20 protein-coding genes and 6 tRNA genes are annotated in these 24915 nt (G+C 65.8%); 19 read left to right on the forward strand and 7 right to left on the reverse strand.

All coding sequences use genetic code 11. The features are described from left to right. Positions 1-402: 402 nt before the first annotated feature. The 18 genes from FHS28_RS01500 (at position 403) to FHS28_RS01585 (ending at position 16339) form a co-directional block, all read left to right on the forward strand. A complete protein-coding gene (locus FHS28_RS01500) occupies positions 403-3054 on the forward strand; it encodes a motility hub landmark protein FimV (RefSeq protein WP_310736721.1) in 2652 nt (883 codons plus the stop codon). A 100-nt stretch (positions 3055-3154) separates the two neighbouring features. Next, a complete protein-coding gene (gene truA, locus FHS28_RS01505; RefSeq protein WP_088449409.1) occupies positions 3155-3937 on the forward strand; it encodes a tRNA pseudouridine(38-40) synthase TruA in 783 nt (260 codons plus the stop codon). Positions 3938-3987: 50 nt separating this feature from the next. Beyond that, positions 3988-4629, forward strand: coding sequence for a phosphoribosylanthranilate isomerase (locus FHS28_RS01510; RefSeq protein ID WP_088449408.1), 642 nt, complete (start codon positions 3988-3990; stop codon positions 4627-4629). Positions 4630-4741: 112 nt separating this feature from the next. Then, on the forward strand, positions 4742-6073 hold the full coding sequence (gene trpB / locus FHS28_RS01515) for a tryptophan synthase subunit beta (RefSeq protein ID WP_375140717.1): 1332 nt from the start codon (positions 4742-4744) through the stop codon (positions 6071-6073). Beyond that, on the forward strand, positions 6070-6867 hold the full coding sequence (trpA, locus tag FHS28_RS01520) for a tryptophan synthase subunit alpha (RefSeq protein ID WP_088449407.1): 798 nt from the start codon (positions 6070-6072) through the stop codon (positions 6865-6867). The genes trpB and trpA overlap by 4 nt, the downstream gene beginning before the upstream one ends. Before the next feature lie 40 nt (positions 6868-6907). Next, entirely contained in the window at positions 6908-7780 is an 873-nt protein-coding gene (accD, locus tag FHS28_RS01525) for an acetyl-CoA carboxylase, carboxyltransferase subunit beta (RefSeq protein WP_088449406.1), read from the forward strand. Between the two features lie 273 nt (positions 7781-8053). Next, a complete protein-coding gene (gene folC, locus FHS28_RS01530; protein ID WP_375140718.1) occupies positions 8054-9310 on the forward strand; it encodes a bifunctional tetrahydrofolate synthase/dihydrofolate synthase in 1257 nt (418 codons plus the stop codon). 24 nt (positions 9311-9334) lie between these two features. Further along, complete coding sequence (locus FHS28_RS01535; RefSeq protein ID WP_088449404.1) at positions 9335-10315, forward strand: SPOR domain-containing protein; 981 nt, start codon at positions 9335-9337, stop codon at positions 10313-10315. A gap of 6 nt (positions 10316-10321) precedes the next feature. Continuing rightward, positions 10322-10861, forward strand: a complete 540-nt coding sequence (locus FHS28_RS01540) for a CvpA family protein (RefSeq protein WP_088449403.1) — start codon at positions 10322-10324, stop codon at positions 10859-10861. Positions 10862-10871: 10 nt separating this feature from the next. Continuing rightward, positions 10872-12383, forward strand: a complete 1512-nt coding sequence (purF, locus tag FHS28_RS01545; protein ID WP_088449402.1) for an amidophosphoribosyltransferase — start codon at positions 10872-10874, stop codon at positions 12381-12383. A 71-nt stretch (positions 12384-12454) separates the two neighbouring features. Next, on the forward strand, positions 12455-13639 hold the full coding sequence (locus FHS28_RS01550; protein WP_088449753.1) for an O-succinylhomoserine sulfhydrylase: 1185 nt from the start codon (positions 12455-12457) through the stop codon (positions 13637-13639). After that, on the forward strand, positions 13636-15108 hold the full coding sequence (gene gltX, locus FHS28_RS01555; protein ID WP_088449401.1) for a glutamate--tRNA ligase: 1473 nt from the start codon (positions 13636-13638) through the stop codon (positions 15106-15108). The genes FHS28_RS01550 and gltX overlap by 4 nt, the downstream gene beginning before the upstream one ends. A 295-nt stretch (positions 15109-15403) precedes the next feature. After that, positions 15404-15479, forward strand: a tRNA-Ala gene (locus FHS28_RS01560). 38 nt (positions 15480-15517) lie between these two features. Next, positions 15518-15593: transfer RNA gene (locus tag FHS28_RS01565), tRNA-Glu, on the forward strand. A 195-nt stretch (positions 15594-15788) separates the two neighbouring features. Next, positions 15789-15865: transfer RNA gene (locus tag FHS28_RS01570), tRNA-Asp, on the forward strand. A gap of 77 nt (positions 15866-15942) precedes the next feature. After that, positions 15943-16018: transfer RNA gene (locus tag FHS28_RS01575), tRNA-Ala, on the forward strand. Positions 16019-16065: 47 nt separating this feature from the next. Next, positions 16066-16141 (forward strand) — tRNA-Glu (locus FHS28_RS01580). Between the two features lie 121 nt (positions 16142-16262). After that, a tRNA-Asp gene (locus tag FHS28_RS01585) sits at positions 16263-16339 on the forward strand. A gap of 592 nt (positions 16340-16931) precedes the next feature. Here the strand turns inward: FHS28_RS01585 and lexA are convergent. Beyond that, positions 16932-17609: a transcriptional repressor LexA gene (lexA, locus tag FHS28_RS01590; RefSeq protein ID WP_088449400.1), complete on the reverse strand. Its 678-nt coding sequence runs from the start codon at positions 17607-17609 to the stop codon at positions 16932-16934. A 54-nt stretch (positions 17610-17663) separates the two neighbouring features. Between lexA and FHS28_RS01595 the strand changes: the two genes are divergently transcribed. Next, on the forward strand, positions 17664-18608 hold the full coding sequence (locus tag FHS28_RS01595) for an asparaginase (protein ID WP_088449399.1): 945 nt from the start codon (positions 17664-17666) through the stop codon (positions 18606-18608). 64 nt (positions 18609-18672) lie between these two features. Here FHS28_RS01595 and FHS28_RS23820 read toward each other — a convergent pair whose 3' ends face one another. The 6 genes from FHS28_RS23820 to dapE form a co-directional block, all read right to left on the reverse strand. Next, positions 18673-19044 carry a GFA family protein gene (locus tag FHS28_RS23820; RefSeq protein ID WP_445677837.1) on the reverse strand — a complete coding sequence of 124 codons (372 nt, stop codon included), beginning with the start codon at positions 19042-19044 and terminating at the stop codon, positions 18673-18675. 387 nt (positions 19045-19431) lie between these two features. Beyond that, a complete protein-coding gene (locus FHS28_RS01605) occupies positions 19432-19866 on the reverse strand; it encodes an organic hydroperoxide resistance protein (protein WP_088449397.1) in 435 nt (144 codons plus the stop codon). A 45-nt stretch (positions 19867-19911) separates the two neighbouring features. Beyond that, complete coding sequence (locus FHS28_RS01610; RefSeq protein WP_088449396.1) at positions 19912-20430, reverse strand: MarR family winged helix-turn-helix transcriptional regulator; 519 nt, start codon at positions 20428-20430, stop codon at positions 19912-19914. Between the two features lie 120 nt (positions 20431-20550). Beyond that, positions 20551-22623 (reverse strand): ABC-F family ATP-binding cassette domain-containing protein, encoded by a 2073-nt coding sequence (locus FHS28_RS01615; RefSeq protein ID WP_088449395.1) that lies wholly within the window; start codon positions 22621-22623, stop codon positions 20551-20553. After that, positions 22620-23489, reverse strand: coding sequence for a 50S ribosomal protein L3 N(5)-glutamine methyltransferase (prmB, locus tag FHS28_RS01620; protein ID WP_088449394.1), 870 nt, complete (start codon positions 23487-23489; stop codon positions 22620-22622). Before prmB ends, FHS28_RS01615 begins: the two co-directional genes overlap by 4 nt. Continuing rightward, the gene (gene dapE, locus FHS28_RS01625) at positions 23486-24652 is read right to left on the reverse strand and encodes a succinyl-diaminopimelate desuccinylase (protein WP_088449393.1); all 1167 of its coding nucleotides are present in this window, start codon (positions 24650-24652) and stop codon (positions 23486-23488) included. The genes prmB and dapE overlap by 4 nt, the downstream gene beginning before the upstream one ends. Positions 24653-24915: the final 263 nt, after the last annotated feature.

The raw sequence follows: 24915 nt of genomic DNA on the forward strand, positions 1-24915 counted from the left end.
GGCGACCGGGTAACAGCGGTCGCCGGCTGTCACCAAACCCGCCCTGGCTGAGCCCTCTTCCGGGGGCCTGTCGGGGCGATCCCGCTTCCTGTGGGGTCTCTCTGGACCTACGTCACAGACTTCGCGTTGCCCGTACGCGACAAGCTGGTAACCGGCTGTGAACCATGGCCAGTTCATCCATGCTATTCAGGGTCTTTCTCAGCAACGGAGCGTATATGCTTGCCACCGTTGTGATTTTCTACCGCGGGAACGGAGCGGGCATTGCCAAACGCTCGCGTCACACAACAACAATACGTCATGACAGGCGGTCCAAGTTTTAGGGGCCGCTTTGTTGCTTTGGGGGACGCCTTGAAAAAACATGCAAGCGCTTATGCGCGATTTGCCCTGAGCCAAGTGGCTGCGGTGACTGCTCTGAGTCTCGCAGCGGGTTCGGCCTGGGGGTTGGGACTGGGCAAGCTGACGGTGCAATCGGCGCTGGGGGAGACTCTGCGCGCCGAGATCGACGTCACCAGTCTGACGCCCGAGGAAGCAGCTTCGCTGAAGCTGAAAGTGGCGAACCCCGAGGCCTACCGGGCCAGCGGTCTGGATTACAACGCCGTGCTGACCAGTGCCCAGGTGCAACTGGCGCGTCGTGCCGACGGTCGTCCTTATCTGCGGGTCACCAGTGACCGCGCGGTGCAGGAGCCGTTCGTTGACGTCATCCTGGAGCTGAACTGGTCCAACGGTCGACTGACGCGTGAATTCACGCTGCTGTTCGATCCGCCCACCAGCAACGTGGCGCGCAGCAACGACAGCGGCACCTCGCCGGTGATCTCCGCTCCGGCCGGCTCGGCTCAGGGTTCGGGCTCGGCACCGGTGGCCAGTTCCAATGGCCGCGCCGCCTCGGCAGCGCCGATGCCGCCGGCTCCCGCCGTGACCGCCCGCCCGAAGGGCAGCGCTGCGGCACCGGCCCCGGCCACCGCCAAGGCGCCCGCACCGGCCCCGGCGACTGGCGCCAGCGAATACACGGTCAAGCAGGGTGACACGCTCTCCCGCATTGCTTCCAAGACGCAGCCTTCGGGCGTGTCGCTGGACCAGATGCTGGTCGGGCTGTATCGCAACAACCCGGACGCCTTCATCAACAACAACATGAACCGGCTCAAGTCCGGTGCCGTGTTGCAGGTGCCTGGCAGCGATTCGCTCACCAGCATCACCCCGCAGGAAGCCCGTCAGGTCATCCAGGCACAGAGCAGCGATTTCGGTAGCTACCGGTCGCGTCTGGCGGAAGCCGCTCCGACCCTGAAGCAGACCGACAGCGAGCGCCAGGCCAAGGGCCAGGTGCAGGCCGCGGTGGATGAGCGCAAGAGCGCTGCAGCCCCCACCCCGGACAAGCTGACCCTGAGCAAGGGTGCTGCTGCCGACAAGGCCGAAACCAAGGTCTCCAAGGAGACCGAGAAGAAAGACTCCGCCGCCCGCGTGGCCGAGCTGACCCGCAACGTGGAAGAGCTGAAGAAGCTCAGCGCTGCGGCCAAGCCGGCGTCCGCCACCGCGCCTGCGGCTTCGCCCGCACCGGCCCCGACGCCTGCACCGGCCCCCGCACCGATGGCTGCGCCGTCCGTACCGGCCGTGACCGTGGCTGGCAACACCCCGCCGACTGCCGCGTCGGAAGCCTCCAGCGTGCTGGCCGATGCGGATGCCGCATCCGCGCCGGTCGCTGCTTCGGCACCGCCCGTGGCCCGTCCGATGCCTCAGCCTCAGCCCCAGCCGGAAGAGCCGGGTCTGCTGGAATCCCTGAAGGACTATCTGCCGGCCATCGGTGCCGCGCTGCTGGTCATCGTCGGGGGTGTGGGTTATCGCACCTGGAAGGCCAAGAAGGACGCCGCCAACCGCGGTGAAACCGCCTTCGCCGAAAGCCGCCTGGCACCGGACTCGTTCTTCGGCCACAGCGGTGGCCAGCGCGTGGACACCCGTGACGGCGCCGCCAGCGGCCAGTCGTCGATGAGCTATTCGCTGAGCCAGCTGGATGCCATCGGCGACGTGGATCCGGTGGCAGAAGCCGACGTCTACCTGGCCTATGGCCGGGACCTGCAGGCCGAAGAAATCCTGAAGGAAGCGCTGCGCGCCAATCCCGAGCGTCTGGCCATCCGCCTGAAGCTGCTGGAGGTCTACGGCAAGCGTCGCGACATCAAGGGCTTTGAGCAACTGGCTGTGCAGCTGTATGCCGAGACCCGCGGTCAAGGCGAAGACTGGGCCAAGGTGCAGGAACTGGGCCGTCAGGTGGATCCGGAAAATCCGCTGTACCAGCCGGGCGGTGCGCCCGTCCTGCTGGGCGACGATGAGGACCGTCCCGAGCCGATGAACGCCAGCACGCTGCCCGCCGCCGGACTGGTGCCGCCGCCTGCCAGCCGCGCTGCGCCGGCTGCTGCTGCCGCCGCTGCTGCTGCGGCCGTGGCTGCCGCGCCGCGTGACACCGGCCCGTCCAGCCTGATGGATCTGGACCTGGACCTGGACCTGGGTTCCAACCCGGCTCCGGCCCCGGCCATGGCTTCGACCCAAGCGCTGCCCAGCGCCGTGAATCAGCCCGACCTGGGCATGGATCTGGACCTGAGCACGCCGCCGTCGGCCCCATCGGCAGCGGCCGCCCGCGACGAACTCTCGTTCGACCTGGGTGACCTGGCCGACACGCCGCGCACGGCGCCGAAGTCGGCTCCGGCCCAGGCGCCGGAGTCGCTGGACTTCGACCTCGGTGGCATCGATCTGGATCTGCCCGCCACGTCCAGCCCGGCCCCGGGCCAGACGCTGGACATGGCTTCGCTGGACCTGCCTGACCTGGACGTTCCCGCTCCCGCACCGGTGCCTGCCGCCGATACGATGAGCCTGGACGACCTGGGTGTGGACCTGGACAGCATCGACCCGAACGATGACGACGCGCTGCAGCGTCAGCTGGAACTGGCGGAAGAGTTCCGTCAGATCGGCGACACCGAAGGCGCCCGCGACGTGCTGCAGGAACTGGTGGCCAAGGCCTCCGGCCCGCTGCGCGACCGTGCCCAGGCGATGCTGAACCAGCTGCGTTGATCGCAGGCTGAAGGCAGCCGCTGCCTCCAGCGCAGCGGCTACACTTGATCAAAGGCGCTCGGCCACAGCCGGGCGCCTTTTGTTTTTGTGAGGGCAGGGGATGCGCGTTGCGCTGGGTGTGAGTTATCGCGGGACCGCTTACAAGGGCTGGCAGAGTCAGCCCGGTGGCGGCACGGTGCAGGATGCACTGGAGGCGGCGCTGGGGCAGTTTGCCGCCCAGCCCATCCGCACCATCTGTGCCGGCCGCACCGACACCGGCGTGCACGGGCTCAACCAGGTGGTGCACTTCGACACCCCGGTGGACCGGGAACCCTTCTCCTGGGTGCGCGGCACCAACCGCTACCTGCCTCCGGACATTGCGGTGCAGTGGAGCGCCTTTCCCGGCGACGACTTCCATGCCCGCAACTGGGCCCGCGGCCGACGCTACTTTTATCTGCTGCTGGAATCGAATGTGCGGCCGGCCATTGAGCAGGGCGCCGTCGGCTGGACCTTCCGTCCACTGGACGGGGATGCCATGCGTGATGCAGCCGCCCGCCTGATCGGCGAGCACGACTTCAGCTCCTTCCGCTCGGCGGAATGCCAGGCGGCGTCGCCGATCAAGCAGTTGCGGCGCATCGACATCCAGCGCCGTGGGGCCTACTGGCGCTTCGAATTTGATGCGTCCGCCTTCCTTCATCACATGATCCGCAACCTGATGGGCTGCCTGATTGCGGTCGGCAGCGGCAATCGGCCGGCGTCGTGGATGGATGAGGTGCTGGCAGCCCGCTCGCGGGATGCGGCTGCCCCGACCTTTTCGCCGGATGGCCTGTATTTCGTCGGGCCGTATTACGACCCGCATTTGCAGCTGCCTGAACGCACGGCGGCGATGGACTGGCTGCCCTGAGCGGACCCGAGCGGCGGCGAAGGGCGCCGAAGGGCTGCACAATGCCGCCCATGACCCGAACCCGAATCAAGATCTGTGGCCTGACCCGTGAGGCCGATGTGGATGCTGCCGTTCAGGCCGGCGCGGACGCCATCGGGCTGGTGTTCTACGACAAGAGCCCCCGCGCCGTGACCGTCGCGCGCGCGGCCGAGCTGGTGCGGCGCCTGCCGCCCTTCGTCACGCCGGTGGGACTCTTCGTCAACGCGGCAATCGCAGAGATCGACGCCGCGCTGCAGGCGCTGCCGACGATGACGCTGCAATTTCACGGCGACGAGACGCCTGAGGACTGCATGCGCTGGAATCGCCCTTATTTGCGTGCGGCCCGCATGGCACCCGGCTTTGATTTGTTAGACTTCGCTCATCGTTTCTCCAGCGCCCAGGCTGTCCTGCTCGACGCATTCGTTGACGGGTATGGTGGGGGTGGAAAGGTGTTTGATTGGTCACTGCTGCCTCCAAGCGTTCCCTCTCCGGTCGTTTTGTCTGGTGGGTTGAGTGCAGCCAACGTGATCGATGGCGTGCTGAAGGTACGGCCCTGGGCCGTTGACGTCAGTTCCGGTGTCGAGGTCGCCAAGGGCCTCAAGGACACCGACAAGATCCGCCAATTCTGCGACGCTGTGCGCCAGGCAGACCAGCAGCTGTCTTCCGGCCATTGAGCGTTGCCCTCTATGAGGACACCTCATGTCTTCCACCATGCTTGATCGTTCCACCGCGCCCCAGGGCGCGCTGAGCAGCACGTCCGATGTGCCCGTCTCCCTGACCACGCCGTTGCAGGGGTATGCCCAGCCGGATGCCGCCGGCCGCTTCGGCCCGGTGCAGACGCCGGCGTCCAGCGGCTACTACGGCGGCCGCTTTGTGGCCGAGACCCTCATCCATGCGCTGGATGAGCTGAACGCAGCCTACGAAAAGTACAGCAAGGACCCGGAATTCATCCGCGAGTACCAATACGAGCTGGCGCATTTCGTGGGCCGCCCCAGCCCCATCTATCACGCCCGCCGGCTGAGCGAAGAGCTCGGGGGTGCGCAGATCTTCCTCAAGCGGGAAGACCTCAACCACACCGGCGCCCACAAGGTGAACAACACCATCGGGCAGGCACTGCTGGCCCGCCGCATGGGCAAGAAGCGGGTGATCGCCGAGACCGGCGCCGGTCAGCACGGCGTGGCCACCGCCACCATCTGCGCCCGTTACGGCATGGAATGCGTGGTGTACATGGGCGCGGAAGATGTCAAGCGTCAGTCGCCCAATGTCTACCGCATGAACCTGCTGGGCGCGACCGTCGTGCCGGTGGAGTCGGGTTCCCGCACCCTCAAGGACGCGCTCAACGAAGCCATGCGCGACTGGGTCACCCACATCGAGAACACCTTCTACATCATCGGCACGGTCGCGGGTCCGCATCCCTATCCGATGATGGTGCGGGACTTTCAGCGCATCATTGGCGACGAATGCCTGATCCAGATGCCGGAGATGATCGGCCGCCAGCCGGATGCGGTGATTGCCTGCGTCGGCGGCGGCAGCAACGCCATCGGCATCTTCTATCCCTACATTCCGCATGAAGGCGTGCGGCTGATCGGTGTGGAAGCGGCCGGACACGGCGTGGACACGCCCAAGCATGCTGCCACGCTGAGCGCCGGCACCCCGGGCGTGCTGCATGGCAACCGCACTTACCTGCTGCAGGACGAGGCCGGCCAGATCATCGAGACGCACTCGATTTCCGCCGGCCTGGACTATCCGGGCGTGGGTCCGGAGCATGCCTACCTGAAGGACATCGGCCGTGCTGAATATGTGGGGGCCACCGACGCGGAAGCGCTGGCGGCGTTCCATCGCCTCTGCCGGACCGAAGGCATCATCCCTGCGCTGGAGTCCAGCCATGCGCTGGCCCATGCGATGAAGCTGGCGCCGACGATGCGTCCGGATCAGCACCTGCTGATCAACCTCTCCGGCCGCGGCGACAAGGACATCGGCACCGTGGCCGACCTCTCCGGCGCGACCTACTTTGACCGTCCGTCGATGGGCGGCCACGCGGTCAAGGGGGGCGCCGAGCTGTCCGGGAACGGCGCCCATCATGGCTCGCATGGCGGTGCCCAGGGAGGTGCGCAATGAGCCGCATCCAGTCCACCTTTGAGCGCCTGAAGGCTCAGGGTCGCAAGGCCCTCATCCCCTACGTCACCGCTGGCGATCCCTATGCCGACGTGACGGTGGAGCTGATGCTGGCCATGGCCCGTGCTGGCGCCGACGTGATCGAGCTGGGCATTCCCTTCTCCGATCCGATGGCCGACGGCCCGGTCATCCAGCGCGCCAGCGAGCGGGCGCTGGCCAAGGGCATCACCTTGCGCCAGGTGCTGGCGATGGTGCGCGAATTCCGGACCCAGGATGCCGACACCCCGGTGGTGCTGATGGGCTATGCCAACCCGATCGAGCGCATGGGCCCCGAGGCCTTTGTCACGGCGGCCAAGGAAGCCGGCGTGGACGGGGTGCTGGTGGTGGACTATCCGCCGGAGGAAAGCGACGCTTTCGCCGCCTCCCTCAAGGCTAGCGGTCTGGATCCCATCTTCCTGCTGGCGCCCACCTCCACCGACGAGCGGGTCCGCCGCATTGGCGAGCTGGCCAGCGGTTACGTCTATTACGTCTCGCTGAAGGGCGTCACCGGGGCCGGCCACCTGGACACCAGCGCGGTGGCGGACGCCATGCCGCGCCTGCGGGCCCATGTGAAGATTCCGCTGGGCGTGGGTTTTGGCATCCGGGACGGCCAGACGGCGGCCGCGGTTGCGCGCGTGTCGGACGCGGTGGTGATCGGTTCGGCACTCGTCCAACTGATCGAGGTCCAGACGCGCGATAATGTCGCCAACCAGGCTGCGGCCTTCATTCGAGACATCCGCCAAGCGCTGGACCGCTGATCGACCGATCAGCGGGCTGTCGCCCACCAAGGAGCCCGCCATGAGTTGGCTTGAGAAACTGCTACCGCCCAAGATTCAACAGACGGACCCGGATCAGCGCCGCACGGTGCCCGAAGGTCTGTGGATCAAGTGCCCGTCCTGCGAAACCGTCCTCTACAAGACGGACCTGGAGCAGAACGTCAACGTCTGCCCCAAGTGCTCGCACCACCACCGCATTGGTGCCCGTGCGCGTCTGGACGCCTTCCTGGACGGCGAAGGCCGTTACGAAGTCGGCCAGGAAGTGCTGCCGGTGGACGCCTTGAAGTTCAAGGACAGCAAGAAGTATCCGGACCGGCTCAAGGAAGCGCTGGAATCCACCGGAGAGACCGATGCACTGGTGGTCATGGGCGGCTCGGTGATGAGCGTGCCTGTGGTGGCCGCCTGCTTCGAGTTCGACTTCATGGGCGGCTCGATGGGCTCCGTGGTGGGCGAGCGTTTTGCGCGGGGTGTGGAAACGGCGCTGGAGCAGAAGACCCCGTTCATCTGCTTCACCGCCACCGGCGGCGCGCGGATGCAGGAAGGTCTGCTCTCGCTGATGCAGATGGCCAAGTCCAATGCGGCGCTGACGCGTCTGGCCAAAGCCAAGCTGCCCTACATCAGCGTGCTGACCGACCCCACCATGGGCGGCGTGTCGGCCAGCTTCGCCTTTGTGGGTGACATCGTCATCGCCGAACCCAAGGCCCTGATCGGCTTTGCGGGCCCGCGGGTGATCGAGAACACCGTGCGCGAGAAGCTGCCCCCCGGCTTCCAGCGGGCCGAATTCCTGCTGGAGAAGGGCGCCGTGGACATGATCGTGGACCGCCGCAAGCTGCGCGAGACCATTGCCCGCAGCCTGGCCATGCTGCAGCGCCAGAGCGCTGACGCGGTCGCCTGAGTCGCTGCTGCACACATCGTCCGCGTCTGTTGCACTGAGGTGCTCGGCGCAGCCCTGGGGACGGTCTCCAGGGCGCCTTGAATCAATGGCCAGCCGGCAACGGACTGGCCGTGTTTGTTTTGGGCCTAGATTCGCATGACAAGTTCTGGCGTTCCCCCTGTTCCCGCCGCGGCGTCCGTGGCGTCCCTTCCTGCCGGGTTGTCGGCAGATCCCCAGCAGGCGCTGGACCAATGGCTGGCCCACTGCGAGCGGCTGCACCCCAAAGAGATCGACATGACCCTGGCCCGCGTGGCCCAGGTGCGTGAAGCGCTCGGCCTCAGCTTTGGCGAGACGCCGGTGGTGATGGTGGCGGGCACCAACGGCAAGGGATCGACCTGCGCGATGCTGGAAAGCGTGGCGCTGCAGGCCGGTTACCGGGTGGGGCTCTACATCAAACCGCATCTGGTGCACTTCCAGGAGCGCTGCCGGGTCGATGGCCGCCCGGTGGATGCAGCCTCGCTGCTGCCGCACTTTGCCGCGGTGGACGCGGCCCGCGGTGATCTGGCCCTGACCTATTTCGAATTCACCACCCTGGCCATCCTGCACCGGCTGGCGGCCGAGCCGCTGGACCTGGTCATTTTGGAAGTCGGGCTGGGTGGACGGCTGGATGCCGTCAACGTGATCGATGCCGACTGCAGCGTCATCACCAGCATCGACCTGGATCACACCGAGTACCTGGGTCCGGACCGGGAGTCGGTCGGGCGCGAGAAGGCGCACATCATGCGGCCGGGCAAGCCGGTGGTGGTGTCCGACCCGATGCCGCCGGCCAGCATTGCCGCCCACGCGGAAGCGGTGGGCGCCGACCTGCGTCAACTGGGCCGAGACTTCACCTACAGCGGCGACCGCCAGCAATGGCAATGGGCGGGTCGCAACCGACGCTACAGCGGCATGTCCTATCCCGCGCTGCGGGGGGTGAACCAGCTGCTCAACGCCGCCGGGGTGCTGGCCGTGTTCGAGGCGCTGTATGAGCGACTGCCGATCAGCGCCCAGGCGGTGCGCGCCGGGCTCGCACTGGTGGAGCTGCCCGGCCGCTTCCAGGTGGTGCCGGGCTCGCCGATGCTGGTGCTGGACGTGGCCCACAACCCCCATGCGGTGGCCGCGCTGGCCCAGAACCTGGACCAGATGGGTTTTTATCCGCGCACCCGGGCCGTCTTTGGCGCGATGGCGGACAAGGACCTGGCCAACATTCTTTCGCGCATCGCGCCGCTGATCGACCACTGGCACTTCTGCGACCTGCCCATCCCCCGTGCGGCGACCGCCCAGGCGTTGGTCCAGCGTTTCGAGGAGGGCAGGGCACAGGGCCTGCTGAAATCCCCGGCTGATGTGGGCACGAGTGTGCATCCGGACCCGGCCACCGCATTGGCCGCCGCCGCATCGCAGGCAGACCCCGCTGATAGAATTTTGGTCTTTGGTTCCTTCTACACCGTCGGGGGTGTGCTCAAGCATGGGCTGCCCCGTCTGGGGGCTGGCGTGGTGCCAGAGCTCCCTTAACGCCAGCATAGGCATTGAAGCTCCATGGGTCTGTTGTCTTTTCTGAAGCGCGGCGGTGCTGATGACGGCGCCAAGGCGGTGAACACCGCCCCCGCCGGTCGACAGGCCCGCAGCAACCGGGCCTCGACCGAGGCGGTGGATGATGTCCAGCAGCTGCGGCTGCGGGTGCGTCGTCGCCTGATCGGCTCGGTGGTCCTGGTGGTGGCCGCGGTGCTGATCTTCCCGCTGCTGTTCGAGACCCATCCGCGTCCCATCCCGGTCGATCTGCCGATCGAGATTCCGCGCAAGGAAGGTGCGGCGCCCCTGAACGTGCCGGGCCCCAAGGTGGCCCGCACCGACGATACGGTCGATCCCAAGGAAGCCGGCCGCGCCGCCATCATCCAGGAAACCGCCGAGCAGGCCGCCGCTGACCGGGCGGTGCCGCCGCCCGAGACCGCCCAGGCCCCGCGGGACCTGCCGGTCGATCCGGCCGCCCGCAGCGATGTGAAGCCCGAGGCCAAGGCCCGTATGGCGGAACCGGCGCATGCGGAGACGAGTCCGAAAGCCGCGGACAAGCCGGTCGACAAGCCGGCGCAGATCCGTGTGGTCGAAGCCAGGCCGGTCAGGCCCGAGGTGAAGGTGGAAGCGAAGCCGGAGCCGAAGGTCGAAGCCAAACGTCCTGCGACCTCGAATGAATCCGCCCGCGTGCAGGCGATGCTGGACGGCCATGCCGCGGACCGCAAGGCCGCCGACGCCGCCGCCGCAGACCGCAAGGCGGCAGAAGCTGCGCCGAATGGCAGCCGGTTCATCGTCCAGGTGGGTGCCTACGCGGATGCCAAGGCCGCGCAGGACGCGCGCAGCAAGGTGGAGCGCATGGGCCTGAAAACCTATACCCAGGCGGTGGACACACCGGATGGCAAGCGCATCCGCGTGCGGGTCGGCCCCTTTGGCAGCCGGGATGAGGCGGACAAGGTGGCCGCCAAGGTCCGCAGCGGTGGGCTCAGCTCCGCGGTGCTCACGCTCTGACGGCGCATGATGAGCTGGGTCGACCTCGCACTCCTGGCCATGCTGGTCATCTCCGTCCTGCTAGGCGTGTGGCGGGGTCTGGTGTTCGAGGTGATGACCATCGTGGGCTGGCTGGTGGCCTGGATGGCCGCGCCCTTCGTCGCGCCGTGGATCGAGCAGGTGCTGCCGCAGGACAAATGGAGCCCGACGCTGCTGCATGCGTTGGGCCTGGTGCTGGCCTTCCTGCTGGTGCTGCTGCTTTGGGGCCTGGGGGCCAAGCTGGTGCGGGCGCTGATCCAGGCCACGCCGCTGAGCATCATCGACCGGCTGGGTGGCGCGGTCTTCGGCGTGCTGCGCGGTGTCTTGCTGGGGCTGGTGGTGGCGGTGGTCGTGGGCATGACACCCGCGGTGCGCTCGCCGGCCTGGAACGAATCGCTGCTGGCGCCCTGGCTGCAGGGCACCCTGGTGCAGGTCCGGCCGCTGCTGCCGCAGGCCCTGCACGACTACATTCCCATTCCGGCCTCACCATCACAAGTGGTCAGGTCTCATCGTTTCTCAGTGATTTGAAGGATCAGCCATGTGCGGCATCGTCGGTGTAACCTCCAAAGCGCCGGTCAACCAGCTCATTTATGACGCGCTGCTGCTGTTGCAGCACCGTGGGCAGGACGCGGCCGGCATCGTCACCATGCAGGGCAAGAAGTGCTTCATGCACAAGGCGCGCGGCATGGTGCGGGACGTGTTCCGCACCCGCAACATGCGGGCGCTGCCCGGCACGGTGGGCCTGGGTCAGGTCCGCTACCCGACTGCCGGCAATGCCTACAGCGAAGAAGAAGCTCAGCCCTTCTACGTCAACGCCCCCTACGGCATCGTGCTGGTCCACAACGGCAACCTCACCAATGCCCATGCGCTGAAGGACCAGCTGTTTGAAGTGGACCGCCGCCACATCAACACCGAGAGCGATACCGAGGTGCTGATCAACGTGCTGGCGCACGAGCTGGAAATGGCCGGTCGCGAGCTGCCGCTGACGCCGGCGTCCGTCTTCAAGGCGGTGGCCGAGGTGCACAAGCGGATCAAGGGCTCTTATGCCGTCATCGCGCTGATCGCCGGCCACGGCCTGCTGGCTTTCCGCGATCCATATGGCATCCGTCCGCTGTGCTTTGGCCAGTCGGCCGAGGGCGATGTGATGGTTGCCAGCGAAAGCGTGGCGCTGGAAGGCACCGGCCACCAGCTGACGCGCGATGTGGCCCCGGGTGAAGCGCTGTTCATCGACACCGCCGGCAACATCCATACGCAGCAGTGCGCCGAGAATCCGACGCTCAACCCCTGCATGTTCGAGTTCGTCTACCTGGCACGCCCGGATTCGGTGATGGACGGCATCTCGGTCTACCAGTCCCGCCTGAACATGGGCGAGACCCTGGCCCAGCGCCTGATCTCCACCATCCCGCCCTCGGAAATCGACGTGGTCATCCCGATCCCTGAATCCAGCCGGCCTTCGGCCATGCAGCTGGCACATCGCATCGGCAAGCCCTATCGAGAAGGTTTCGTCAAGAACCGCTATGTGGGCCGGACCTTCATCATGCCGGGCCAGTCCACCCGCAAGAAGTCGGTGCGTCAGAAGCTCAATGCCATTGGCCTGGAGTTCAAGGACCGCAATGTGCTGCTGGTCGATGACTCGATCGTGCGGGGCACCACCTCCAAGGAGATCGTGCAGATGGCCCGCGAGGCGGGTGCACGCAAGGTCTACCTGGCTTCCGCGGCGCCGCCGGTGCGTTTCCCCAATGTCTATGGCATTGACATGCCCACCAAGGAAGAGCTGATCGCCCACGGCCGTTCGATCGAGGAAATCCGCCAGTTCATCGGCGCCGACGCCCTGATCTATCAGGATGTGGATGCGATGAAGCGGGTCGTGGCCCAGCTGCGTCCGGGACTGAACGGCTTTGAGGCGTCCTGCTTCGATGGCAGCTACATCACCGGTGATGTCAGCGCCGAAGACTTCGCCACCATGCAGGCGCAGCGCAAGTCGCAGGCGGAAGAAGACGATCTGCCGGCGCGCAGCCGCCTGGCCCTGCAAAGTGGAGGGGACCAGTGAGCAGCCAGGACGCCCAGCCGAACGCCAAAAAGGGCGGCATCCCGCGCGTGGCCTTGCCGGAAGACGCGCGCATGGCCACGCTGGCCGTGCGTGAGGGCCTGCCGCCGACGCCCTGGGGCGAGAACTCCGAAGCCCTGTTCCTGACCAGCTCGTTTGTGCATCCGGATGCCGCGACCGCCGCGCGCCGGTTCGCCAACGAGGAAGAAGCGTTTGTCTACAGCCGCTTCTCCAACCCGACCGTCATGATGATGGAGCGCCGTCTGGCGGCGCTGGAAGGCACGGAAGCCTGCATCGGCACGTCCTCCGGCATGTCGGCCATCATGCTGCTGGTGATGGGTCTGCTCAAGGCCGGGGACCATGTGGTGTGCTCGCGCTCGGTGTTCGGGTCCACGATCAAGCTGCTGCAAGGAGAGTTTGGCAAGTTCGGCGTGCAGGTCAGTTTCGTGTCGCAGACCGACCTTTCCGAGTGGAAGGCCGCGCTGCAGCCCAACACCCGCTTGCTGTTTGCCGAGACGCCGACCAATCCGCTGACAGAGATCTGCGATGTGGCCGCATTGGCCGAGATCGCCCATGGACACGGCGCCCTGCTGGCAGTGGACAACTGCTTTGCCTCGCCCGCGCTGCAACAGCCGGCCCGATTGGGTGCCGACTTCATCATCCATTCCGGCACCAAATATCTGGACGGCCAGGGCCGGGTGATCGCCGGCGCCATCTGCGCCAGCACGCACTACATCGACAACGTGTTCACGCCGGTGATGCGCAGCGTCGGCATGTCGCTGTCGCCCTTCAATGCGTGGGTCGTGCTCAAGGGCATGGAAACGCTGGGCGTGCGCATGAAGGCGCAGACCGAAGGCGCCGCTGCACTGGCCGAATGGCTGGAAGCGCATCCTTCGATCGAACGGGTCTACTACCCAGGGCTGAAGTCCCACCCGCAGCACGCGCTGGCCATGCGCCAGCAAAACGGGCAGGGCGGGGCGGTGGTGTCGTTCGTCGTGCGCAGCGCTGCTGGCGCAGACGATGGCGGCCGCGCTGCCGCCTTTCATGTGATCGACCACACCCGCATCTGCTCCATCACCGCCAATCTGGGTGATACCAAAACCACCATCACCCATCCCGCCAGCACCTCGCACGGGCGCCTGACCGAGGCGCAGCGTCAGGCTGCCGGCATCACCCAGGGACTGATCCGCGTGGCGGTCGGCCTGGAAGACATTGAAGACCTGAAGGCCGACCTGGCCCGTGGCCTGAACTCGCTATGACCTCCACTGTGATCCGCACCCGCATTGCACCGTCCCCGACGGGTTTCCTGCACCTGGGCACCGCCCGCACGGCGCTGTTTTCCTGGGCCTATGCCCGCCACTACGGCGGTCAGTTCGTGCTGCGCATTGAAGACACGGATGTGGCCCGCTCGACGCAGGATTCGGTCGAGCAGATCCTGGCTTCAATGAAGTGGCTGGGCCTCGAGTATGACGAGGGGCCGGTCTATCAGATGCAGCGCCTGGAGCGCTACCACGCGGTGGTGCAGCAGATGATCGAAGCGGGCACCGCTTATTACTGCTACTGCACCCCGCAAGATCTGGACGAGATGCGCGAAGGCCAGAAGGCCCGCGGCGAGAAGACCCGCTACGACGGCCGCTGGCGCCCGGAGGCCGGCAAGACGCTGCCGCCGGTCCCGGCCGGTGTGAAGCCGGTGGTGCGGTTCAAGAATCCGCTGGAAGGCGATGTGACCTGGGAGGACCTGGTCAAAGGCCCGATCACCATCAACAACCGCGAGATCGATGACCTGATCATCATGCGGCCGGCCGATGGCGGCGCAGAGGCCGGCGGCAATGCCAATGGCGATGCGCAGAGCGGGCAGGGCGCTGCTGCACGGCTGGGCGTGCCGACCTACAACTTCGCCGTGGTGGTGGACGACTGGGACATGGCCATCACCCATGTCTTCCGTGGCGACGAGCACATCAACAACACGCCCTGGCAGATCAACATCTTCCGCGCGCTGGGCGCGCCGCTGCCGCAGTTCGGCCATATCCCGGTGATTCTGGGCGACGACGGCCTCAAGCTGTCCAAGCGCCGCGGTGCGGTCAGCGTCACCGCCTATGAAGAGAACGGCTATCTGCCGGAAGGCATGCTGAACTATCTGGCACGCCTGGGCTGGAGCCACGGCGATGACGAACTGTTCACGCGTGAGCAGCTGGTCCAGTGGTTCGACGGCACCCACATCCACAAGAGCCCGGCCCAGTGGGATCCGGCGAAGCTGGAATGGGTCAACGCCCACTACATCAAGCAGGCGGATGACGAGCGTCTCGCCACCCTGGTGACCGCTCAACTGGCCAAGCGGGGTCTGTCGGCGCCGGAGCGCCTGCCTGCCCTTTGCGCCTTGTTCAAGGACCGTTGCAGCACCACCGTCGCGCTGGCGGATTGGCTGTCGATGTATGTGGCGCCGGTCACGCCGTCGGAGGAAGACAAGGCGACGCATCTGACGGATGCGGTCAAGCCCGCGATTCGGACCCTGGCCGACAAGCTGGACGCGCTGGCCGCGGCAGACTGGACCAAGGCCGCCATCAGCGCTGCCATCAAGGAAACCATCACCGCCCACGGCCTGAAGATGCCGCAACTGGCGATTCCGGTGCGGGTGCTGGTGTGCGGTCGTGCACAGACGCCGTCGGTCGATGCTGTGTTGGAACTGTTCAACAAAGAAATTTTGGTGAACCGCTTGCGTTCCGTTTAAAACTCGTTCTATACTCTCGTTCTCGCTTGAACAGCGCGAAACGAAATCAGAAACAACTGATGAGTTTGAAGAGGGAAGTCGTAAAGAAGTAGCAAGTGAACCGGTCTCACCCATGTGATGGCAGGGAAACTTGGCAAAACAACCCTCAGCAAACCGCTCGCAGCGTTAGTTTCTAAAATCAGTGAAAAATCTGGTTTAGAATATAAGGCTCAGCAGTCAGCAGTATGTGGACGACGGAGTTGCCCGAATTGAGGAGTTTGATTCAACCAGTGCTGGATGAATCAGGTTTCAAAAAGGGGGTATAGCTCAGCTGGGAGAGCGCTTGCATGGCATGCAAGAGGTCAGCGGTTCGATCCCGCTTACCTCCACCAAATTCAAGGTGGCGCGCAGTTCAAGAGAAGAAGGTTTAGTCCCCTTCGTCTAGAGGCCTAGGACACGACCCTTTCACGGTTGTAACAGGGGTTCGAATCCCCTAGGGGACGCCAAGTTGATGTGCTTGGTTACTGACTGGAAAATTGGATGATGCGTTCGTTAATTCGAAAGAATCATCAAAAAACTCTGGTATAGTAACGAAAACGTCGCAAGTAATTGCAATGTTGTTCAAAACCGCGAAAGCGGTTGAGACAGCAAGATGCAAAGACAGTCACAAGCCGAAAGGCGAGCCGATTGTCAGCGTATCTGGAGTGGTAGTTCAGTTGGTTAGAATACCGGCCTGTCACGCCGGGGGTCGCGGGTTCGAGTCCCGTCCACTCCGCCAACAATCTATCTTTGCTACTGGACTCGAGTTGGTCCACTGATGCAAAGCAGTGCGCAAGCGCTGCGATCAAGCATTCGGGGGGTATAGCTCAGCTGGGAGAGCGCTTGCATGGCATGCAAGAGGTCAGCGGTTCGATCCCGCTTACCTCCACCAAGTTTTCTTGGTGGCTGACGCGAGAGCGGTAGCAATGAAAGAGTGAAGTCCCCTTCGTCTAGAGGCCTAGGACACGACCCTTTCACGGTTGTAACAGGGGTTCGAATCCCCTAGGGGACGCCAAGTTTGACAAGGCTTGGCTCGCAGAAGTGGAGCGCCGAACTCGTTCGGTCGTTCAATCACTGCGGCGCAGCTTGTCCAAAGGATTGAGGCAACAGAACAGTGAATAACTGGCCTTGAATCTGGAGTGGTAGTTCAGTTGGTTAGAATACCGGCCTGTCACGCCGGGGGTCGCGGGTTCGAGCCCCGTCCACTCCGCCAATCTTCAGACCCCGCTAGCGCAAGCTGGCGGGGTTTTTGTTTTGGTGCTATCTAAAGCTGTCACGAAGACGCTAGGTCAGGATCGCTGGAGTATCTGGACGGCTCCGATCTGCTCTCCATGAGCTTCAACCCGTGCGCCTCATTCCGTCAGGTGCCCGGGGTTGCCAAACTCAAACCCGGGTTGCCGGGATGGCTCCATACTCGGGCGCGGATAAGCGCATCATTGCCGGGCTGCAGTTGTGATACCTCGCCGCAGCTTGCCGGCATTCCATCAAGCGGCGCCATTCGAAACCCTCCGCCTCAACCACGCGGATATCCGCGTGCGGCAATGTCGTCGCGAGAACGCACAAAGAAAAAGGCACCTCCGAAACTATCGGTGGTGCCTTTTTACCTTCTCCGCGCCCGCCCGAAGAATCTCGCAGCGCAACGCAAGCTTAAACCAAATCGGTGAGACAGTCGCTGACAGCAGCGGAGCATCCCGACAACGGCAGTTCAGCTCCTCACCGCGCGCAGATGCCCTCGAATTCCAACGGTCAGACGCGCCGGGGCTCTTCAACCGTGCGAACAGCGTGACGCACGGTGCAGCAGTGAATCAGTTGAATCCCGCCCGAATCAGCCCGACCGCCAAACCTTCCAGGGCAAACGACTCATCACCCGCCAGCACCTCGATCGGTTGGAAGTCGGTGTTTTCCGGCAGCAGGCGGACGCCTCCCGCGTGACGCTGGAAACGCTTCACCGTCACCTCATCGCCCAGTCGCGCCACGACGATCTGGCCATTGCGCGCCTCACTGGCTTTCTGAACTGCGAGCAGGTCGCCGTCCATGATGCCGATGTCTTTCATGCTCATGCCGCGCACCCGCAGCAGGTAGTCCGGCACGCGGGAGAAGGTGGAGGGGTCGACGCTATAGTGCTGCTCGACATGTTCCTCCGCCAGGATGGGCGCGCCGGCAGCAACCCGGCCGACCAGGGGCAGCGACAGTTGCGCCAGGCTCGCCAGGGGCAGCGCAAACTGACTGTGCTCACGCGCCTGGTTTACCTGCTTGAGAGCAGGTGAGGGCAGGCGGATGCCGCGCGCCGTGCCGCCCACCAGTTCGATGACGCCTTTGCGGGCCAGCGCCTGCAGATGTTCTTCGGCTGCGTTGGCGGAACGAAAGCCCAGCTGCTGCGCGATTTCTGCGCGGGTGGGCGGAGCGCCGGTGCGCTCGATGCTGCGCCGGACCAGGTCAAAGATCTGTTGTTGGCGTGCGGTGAGTTTTGGTGGTGTGTTCACGGTTGACCTGAGTATCCATCCAGTGCTCTGTATTTTTATCCAGGAGAAGCCAAATTGCAAAGCGGTAACGAGCGAATTGTGATCATCGGCACCGGCGGCACCATTGCGGGCGCCTCCGGATCGGCGACAGACAACGTCGGCTACAAGGCCGGGCAGCTGTCCGTCGGCTCGCTGGTCGCCGCCGTGCCGGCGCTGCAATCAGCCTCGCTCGAAGCGGAACAGCTCGCGCAGCTGGACAGCAAGGACATGGATGAAGGGACCTGGGCCCGACTGGCGCGCCGGGTGCAGCACCATCTGGACCGGGACGATGTGCGCGGCATCGTGATCACCCACGGCACCGACACGCTGGAGGAAACCGCCTACCTGCTGCAGCGGGTGCTGGCGCCGCGCAAGCCCGTCGTGCTGACCGCGGCCATGCGTCCGGCCACCGCGCTGCAGGCGGACGGTCCGCAGAATCTGCTGGATGCGGTGTCGCTGGCCCAGACGGCTGGGGCGCAGGGCGTGGTGGCCGTCGTGGCCGGGCAGGTGCTCCACGGTCTGGAGATTCGCAAGACTCACACCTATCGCCTGGATGCGTTCCAGCCGGGGCCGGACACCGGTCTGCTCGGTGTGATGGAAGAGGGCGTCGTTCGCCAGTTCCGGGACTGGCCGACCGGGGAGGCGCTGGGCGCCACGCTGCTGCCCGAGGCGGCAGATGCCTGGCCCTGGGTGGAAGTCCTGGCCAGTCACGGCGGCGCACGCGCGCAGGCGGTGCAGGCCTGGCAGCAGGCAGGTCTGAAGGGACTCGTGCTGGCTTGCACCGGTAATGGCACGATCCATCAGGCGCTGGCGGCGCCCCTTGAGGCGCTGCGTCAGGCGGGCGTGCCGGTCTGGCGCACGACTCGCTGCGCGCAGGGGCGGATCGTCGGTGCTGCGGATGAAGCCGCGGCCAGCCTCACGCCTTGGGCGGCGCGTGTTGAACTGACCCTGCAGTTGCTGCAGCAGTCCGCCACCGGGTGAGTTGTTCAGGGCGGCTCGGCGCTGAGTGGGGCACTGTGCTGCCTTCGCCAACGGTGTGCCGGGCCTACTCGTCCAGGAAGGTCCAGGTCTTGGCGCCATCAAATCGGCGCACATGGACCTGCTCAAGCAGCTCAGGCGGGAACATTCTCAGGTTGACGCCGTGTTTGGCGCCGTCCTCTGGCGCCAGCGGTTCCCAATGGGTCGCACATCCACAGCGCACGCATCGCAGGGTGCGCAGGGTCTTGTCGCCCCAGATGTAGGCCTCCAGTGCGTCGTCTGCGGCGTGAATCCGGACGCTTGTCCAGTCGAACATGCCCCAGATCGCTCCCAGCCTGCGGCAGATGGAGCAGTTGCATTCGGTGGCGCGCGCCGGCATGTTGGGCAGCGCCAGTGTCACGGCGCCGCAGTGGCATGAGCCCTGTAGAAGATCTTCCACCCTCGTGCCTCCCCGACGGGTGATTCATCAACACCTGCGGCGTCTGCGGGCGCCACCAGGCAGTCCCCTGGAGCGCAGTGGAACCAGGCGCGTCCATCATCGTCCAACCGCGGACCGTGACCAGCCCGCTTTCAGGGGGCACGGCAGCCGCAGATGGGCAGCGGGCGGGGAATGGGCTGGCTTGGGTCGCGGCTCCGAGCGGGGCGAAGCGGTTGGGATCGGGCCAGAGAGGGTCGGAGCGGCAGAGCGGCCCAGAACGGACAAAGCGCGCCGCCCACTGACATCGCTCATCGAGCAATTCCAGCGAGCCGGCGCGCCTTGCGCGGGCATCCAATCCCGACGATCACTCCCGGCCGGAGGGCCGATTGGCCCCCGGCCGACGGTGCATCAAGCCACCGTCAGGGTGACGTCCACGTTGCCACGGGTCGCGTTCGAATACGGGCAGACTTCGTGGGCTTCGGCCACCAGCTTTTCCAGCGCGGCGCGGTCCATGCCCGGCACCGAAATCTTCATGGCCACGGCGATGCCGAAAGCACCCGGCTTGTTGGCGTGCGGGCCGATCGACACATCGCTGGTGATCGACACTTCTGCCGGCAGGGCCACCTTGTTGCGGGCCGACACGGCCTTCATCGCGCCAATGAAGCAAGCCGAATAACCGGCCGCGAACAGCTGTTCCGGGTTGGTGCCGTTGCCGCCGGCGCCGCCCAGTTCCTTCGGGGTGGACAGCTCCAGGTTCAGGGCGCCGTCCGAAGACTTGGCGGTGCCGGCACGGCCTCCGGTGGCGGTGGCGGTAGCGGTGTAGAGGGCTTTCTCGATGGCCATGTGGCGCTCCTTGAGGTTATAGAAGATGTGGTGATAGGACCCGGATCAGCCCGGGGGAAGGGTGCGGTCCGCCTGCTCCAGATGATGGAGCACACTCGACCGCAGATCTTGCAGCTGCCGTGTCAGCGCCTGTAGCTCATCCAGGCTGCAGGCACTGGCACAAGCCAGTTGTTCGGGGATGGAGACCGCCTGCTCCCGCAGCTGGCGGCCGCTGTCGGTCAGGTGGATGTCGACGCGGCGTTCATCCTGCTCGCTGCGGCGCCGCTGGACGAGACCTTGCGATTCCAACCGCTTGAGCAGCGGGGTCAAGGTGCCCGAGTCCAGGCCCAGGCGTTGCCCCAGCGCGGAGACGGCGAGCCCATCGGTTTCCCACAGCACCAGCATCACCAGGTACTGGGGATAGGTCAGGCCCAGCGGAGACAGCAGCGGCTTGTACAGCTTGGTCATCGCCAGCGAGCTGGCATACAGGGCAAAACACAGCTGCTGGTCCAGCCGCAGCCAGTCGATGCCCGCCGCTTCAGGAGCGGCAGCGACCGGGGTGGAGGACAGGGCTGCGTTCGACATGGGCTCTACTGTAGTGAACAATTAAATTGCACACAATCAATAGGGTCTTAGAGAGGGCGGCGCCCCTTCCTGGAGTCGCCGCCCGAGGAGTCGAGCACCCGACGAATCAAGCCGACCCAATCAAGCGGCCGACTGGAGCGCGTCCACCTGCTCGCTCAACGCCAGCCAGCGCATTTCCTTCTCATCGACCTCATCACCGATGGCCTTGAGCCGCTTGCCGGCATCGGCGATCTGCGCTGGATTCAAAGTGCCACCGGCCAGCTGCGCTTCCAGACCATCGCGCTCGGTATGCAGCGCCTTGAGCCGGGCGTCGATCTGCTCCATTTCCTTGCGCAGCGGGCGTGTCTGCTCCGCCACCCGCTGACGCGCCTGTCCGGCGGCCTTGCGGTCTTCGCGAGAGGCGATCGGTGCAGGGGCGGGTGCCGGAGGCGCCACAGGCGCTGGCGGCAGAGCGGAAACACTCCCCGCAGCGGACGCCGACGAGCCGGCCGACCCTGCAGCGCCCGCGGTACCGCCAGCGGCCGTGCCTGTGCCACCCGCCGACTTCTCCCGCTTGGCCAATTCCTTGGCCTGCCGCGCGGCTTCCTTGGACTGCTCCAGCAGCCAGCGCTGATAGTCGTCCAGATCACCGTCGAACGGCGCCACCTTGCCGTCAGCCACCAGCCAGAACTCGTCACAGACCTCCCGCAGCAGGGCGCGATCGTGACTGACCAGCATCACCGTGCCTTCAAACTCGTTCAGCGCCATCGACAGCGCTTCGCGGGTCTGCAGATCCAGATGGTTGGTGGGTTCGTCCAGCAGCAGCAGATTGGGGCGTTGCCAGACCAGCATCGCCAGCACCAGCCGGGCCTTTTCACCGCCGGAGAGGCTGCCGACCGCCTGATTCACCATGTCGCCGACGAACCGGAACTGCCCGAGGAAGTCCCGCAGTTCCTGTTCCCGCGCGGACGGGCTGACTTCCTTGGCCAGCCGCACCATGTGCTGCAGCGGACCTTCATCCGGTCGCAGCACGTCCATCTCCTGCTGCGCAAAGTAGCCGATGGACAGGCCCTTGCCTTCGGTGATGGTGCCGCCCAGCGACGGCTGCATGCGGGCGATCGTCTTGACCAGGGTGGACTTGCCCTGACCATTGGCGCCGAGGATGCCAAAGCGCTGCCCCGCCAGCACCGACCGGTCCACGCCCCGCACGATGACCTTTTCATCGCCTTCCGGCGCGCCCGGCGTCAGATAACCCACCGACACCTGATCAAACATCAGCATCGGATTGGGCAGGCTCAGCGGCTCACGAAAAGAGAAGCTGAAATCCGCCGAGGTCAGCACCGGCGCCAGCCGCTCCATCCGCTCCAGCGCCTTCACCCGGCTCTGGGCCTGCTTGGCCTTGCTGGCCTTGGCCTTGAAGCGGTCGATGAATTTCTGCAGATGGGCCATGCGGTCCTGCTGCTTGTCGAATGCGGCCTGCTGCAGCACCATGCGCTCGGCCCGCATCGCTTCGAAGGCGGTGTAGTTGCCGCCATAACGATGCAGCTTGGCCTCGTCCAGATGCAGCGTCACCTTCGTGATCGCATCGAGGAATTCGCGGTCGTGGCTGATGACGATCAAGGTGCCGTCATACCGCTGCAGCCAGGCTTCCAGCCAGACCAGGGCGTCCAGGTCCAAGTGGTTGGTGGGCTCGTCCAGCAGCATCAGGTCAGCGGGGCACATCAGCGCCCGCGCCAGTTGCAGCCGCATGCGCCAGCCGCCGGAGAAGCTGTTCACCGGCGCGTCCACCTGCGCGCCCTTGAAACCCAGACCCATCAGCAGCGCCTGGGCGCGGGCCGGTGCGTCGAAGGCGCCAGCATCCATCAGCAGGCCGTGGGCGTCTGCGATGGCATGGCCGTCGTCCTCGGCCTCGGCCTTGGCCAGCGCTTCGCGGGCGGCCATCAGGCGGGTGTCGCCTTCCAGCACGAATTCGGTGGCGGGCATGTCGGTCTCGGGCATGTTCTGGGCCACTTCGCCCACCGCCCACTGACGCGGAATCTCGACATCGCCCTTGTCGCTGTGCAGACGGTCGGTCAGCAGCGCAAACAGGCTGGATTTGCCCGCGCCGTTGCGGCCCACCAGGCCGACCTTTTCACCGGGTTGCAGGGTGACGCTGGCATCGTCCAGCACCACCTTCGTGCCACGCCGCAGCGTGATGTTGCGCAGCGTGATCATCGGGCAGCCACCAGTGCGTCGCGGGTCAGGAGCAGAACCTGGTCTTCACCGGCGGACGTGTCCAGCCAGGCGGCTTCCAGGGTGGGGAAGGCGGCTTCGAAAAATGCGCGCTCATTACCGATTTCCAGCACCAGCACCCCATGCTCGGTCAGATGGTCCGGGGCCTTGGCCAGCATCTGACGGATGAAGTCCATGCCGTCGCTGCCGCCGGCCAGGGCCAGTGCGGGTTCAGCCTGATATTCGGGTGGGAGGGCCTGCATCGAGGCGGTGTTCACATACGGCGGGTTGCACAGGATCAGGTCATAGGCACCGTCCGCCGGCGTCAGACCATCGCCCTGCAGCAGGCGGATGCGGTCCGCCAGGCCATGGTTGTCGACGTTGATCCGCGCCACGGCCAGCGCGTCGGGGCTGAGGTCGATGGCGTCCACCTGCACCTCCGGCCAGGCCATCGCGGCCAGCACGGCGAGGCTGCCGTTGCCGGTGCACAGGTCCAGCACCCGCTCTGTCTGATCGGACAGCCAGGCGTCGATGGTGGCGTCCGCCAGCAGCTCGGCAATGAAGCTGCGCGGCACGATGGCCCGCTCGTCCACATAGAACGGCACGCCCTGCAACCAGGCTTCCCGGGTCAGGTAGGCGGCCGGCTTGCGGCTCGTGATCCGGTCCTGCACCAGTGCGGCCACGGCCTGCACCTGCTCGGCGGAGACCGCGTCCTGCGCATGCGCGTCCAGCGCGTCCAGGGGGACGCCGAGTTTCCACATCACCAGCCAGGCGGCCTCGTCAAAGGCGTTGGTGGTGCCATGTCCAAATGAAACGCCCGCCTCTTGGAGGCGGGCGGCCTGGGCCTCAATCAGTTCCAGCAGCGTCACAGCAGCAAATGCTCCAGCGTGCGGCGGTAGATGCGCGTCAGCGGCGCGATCTGGTCCAGCGGCACGAATTCGTTGATCTTGTGGATGCTCGCATTGAGCGGTCCGAATTCCACCACCTGCGGACAGATGCGCGCGATGAAGCGTCCGTCCGACGTGCCGCCGGTGGTGGAGAGTTCCGTCGCCACGCCGGTTTCTTCGGCAATGGCGGCGCTGAGGGCGGCCGAAAGGCTGCCCACAGGCGTGAGGAAGGGGTCGCCGGACAGGGTCCAGTCCAGCTGGTAGTCCAGGCCGTGTTCATCCAGCAGGGCGTGCACCCGCTCGCGCAGGCCTTGCGGGGTGGACTCGGTGGAGAACCGGAAATTGAAGTCCACCACCATCTCCCCGGGGATCACATTGCCCGCGCCGGTGCCGGCCTGGACGTTGGAGATCTGGAAGGTGGTGGGCGGGAAGTAGTCGTTGCCGGCGTCCCAGGTCATGGCGGCGAGCGCGGCCAGTGCTGGTGCCGCCTGATGGACCGGGTTGCGGGCCAGGTGCGGATAGGCCACATGGCCCTGGATGCCCATCACCCGCAGCTTGCCGGAGAGCGAGCCGCGGCGGCCGTTCTTGACCGTATCGCCCAGCCGATCGACCGAGGTGGGTTCACCGACGATGCAGAAGTCCAGGCGTTCACCGCGCTGCTTCAGCCGCTCGACACAGACGACGGTGCCGTCCCGCGCGGGGCCTTCTTCATCACTGGTGAGCAGGAAGGCGATGCTGCCCGCGTGGTCCGGATGGGCGGCGACGAAGTCTTCGGCGGCCACCACCATGGCGGCCAGCGAGGTTTTCATGTCGGCGGCGCCGCGACCGAACAGATGGCCGTTGCGCACGGTGGGCACAAAGGGGTCGCTGGTCCAGCGGGTCAGTTCGCCGGTGGGTACGACGTCCGTGTGGCCGGCGAACACCAGTCGCGGGCCGCTGCCAGCGCGACCGTCCTTCACCGCCCAGAGGTTGGCCACTCGGAAGTCGGCGGGGCCACTGTCCATGCGTTCCAGGCGGAAGCCCAGGGTCTGCAGCCGATCGCCGATCAGGTCCAGGCAGCCGGCGTCATGCGGCGTGACGGAGGGACGGGCGATCAGTTGTTCCAGCAGTGCGAGCGTGCGGCTTTCCACCTCGTCTCCGTGCATGGACGAGGACAAGGGGGAGGACGAGGACTCGGCACCGGTCGCGGAACCGGGGGCGGTGCCGGCAATGGATCCGGGCGCAGACGCTGGCAGTGAGGAAGACATGGGGGAAGGGGCGGTCACTTCCCGATTGTCGCCCAGGTTGGCGCTGCCGGGATCGCTGTGACCGACTCGCTGCGGCTGACTCGCTGTGACCGACAGGTGCGGGCCGGGTGCATCCACGTCATGCAGGGAAGCGAGACGGAGGTCAGGCGCGCACACCTACA

Source organism: Roseateles terrae, assembly GCF_014192155.1.
Taxonomy (GTDB): Bacteria; Pseudomonadota; Gammaproteobacteria; order Burkholderiales; family Burkholderiaceae_C; genus Roseateles; species Roseateles terrae.